Genomic DNA, 1,267 nt, shown 5'->3' on the forward strand with positions numbered 1-1,267 from the left:
ATTATCGCCAGATTCAAAGCACAAAAAAGCCTCATACTTTCGTATGAGGCTTGTCTGCTTATTTGATGCCTGGCAGTTCCCTACTCTCGCATGGGGAGACCCCACACTACCATCGGCGCTACGGCGTTTCACTTCTGAGTTCGGCATGGGGTCAGGTGGGACCACCGCGCTAAAGCCGCCAGGCAAATTCTTGATTTACCGAACTCACGCTTTATTACTGGTGCTGATACCCAGAGTCGAACTGGGGACCTCACCCTTACCAAGGGTGCGCTCTACCAACTGAGCCATATCAGCACACTTAATTTTAAAGGGCGACACGTATGTCGCCCTTTGTTGTTTGATGCCTGGCAGTTCCCTACTCTCGCATGGGGAGACCCCACACTACCATCGGCGCTACGGCGTTTCACTTCTGAGTTCGGCATGGGGTCAGGTGGGACCACCGCGCTAAAGCCGCCAGGCAAATTCTTTGTGCATGAAACGAATCTTTTTCACTGATGCAGCGTTGTCACCCTCGCGCCTCTCAGTCACATACTTCAGTATGCTCCCTCGTGCCGCCCCGGGCTCCGCCTTGCCTCAGCGTAAAATCTTTCGTTTCCGCTAATTCTTTATCCGGTAACAAGCTGAAAATCTCTTTGCGTCTCTCATCACGCTCACCAGAACGCTTCTGGCGTTGTAAGGTTAAGCCTCACGGGTCATTAGTACCGGTTAGCTCAACGCATCGCTGCGCTTACACACCCGGCCTATCAACGTCGTAGTCTTCAACGTCCCTTCAGGGGGCTCAGGGCCCCAGGGAGAATTCATCTCGAGGCAAGTTTCGCGCTTAGATGCTTTCAGCGCTTATCTTTTCCGCACTTAGCTACCGGGCAATGCCATTGGCATGACAACCCGAACACCAGTGGTGCGTTCACTCCGGTCCTCTCGTACTAGGAGCAACCCCTCTCAATTCTCCAGCGCCCACGGCAGATAGGGACCGAACTGTCTCACGACGTTCTAAACCCAGCTCGCGTACCACTTTAAACGGCGAACAGCCGTACCCTTGGGACCTACTTCAGCCCCAGGATGTGATGAGCCGACATCGAGGTGCCAAACACCGCCGTCGATATGAACTCTTGGGCGGTATCAGCCTGTTATCCCCGGAGTACCTTTTATCCGTTGAGCGATGGCCCTTCCATTCAGAACCACCGGATCACTATGACCTGCTTTCGCACCTGCTCGAGCCGTCACTCTCGCAGTCAAGCTAGCTTATGCCATTGCACTAACCTCACGA

The 1,267-nt window shown here is 53.9% G+C and carries 1 tRNA gene and 3 rRNA genes; all 4 read right to left on the reverse strand.

Annotated features, from left to right (window positions below):
- Nucleotides 1-67: 67 nt before the first annotated feature.
- Nucleotides 68-183 (reverse strand): 5S ribosomal RNA (gene rrf / locus WH277_RS05320).
- A 35-nt stretch (nt 184-218) separates the two neighbouring features.
- Nucleotides 219-294 (reverse strand) — tRNA-Thr (locus WH277_RS05325).
- A gap of 48 nt (nt 295-342) precedes the next feature.
- Nucleotides 343-458: ribosomal RNA gene (rrf, locus tag WH277_RS05330) — 5S ribosomal RNA — on the reverse strand.
- A gap of 216 nt (nt 459-674) precedes the next feature.
- A 23S ribosomal RNA gene (locus WH277_RS05335) occupies nt 675-1,267 on the reverse strand; the annotation flags it as partial.

Origin of the sequence: Erwinia sp. MYb416 (assembly GCF_037479575.1) — a bacterium.
GTDB classification, from domain to species: domain Bacteria; phylum Pseudomonadota; class Gammaproteobacteria; order Enterobacterales; family Enterobacteriaceae; genus Erwinia; species Erwinia rhapontici.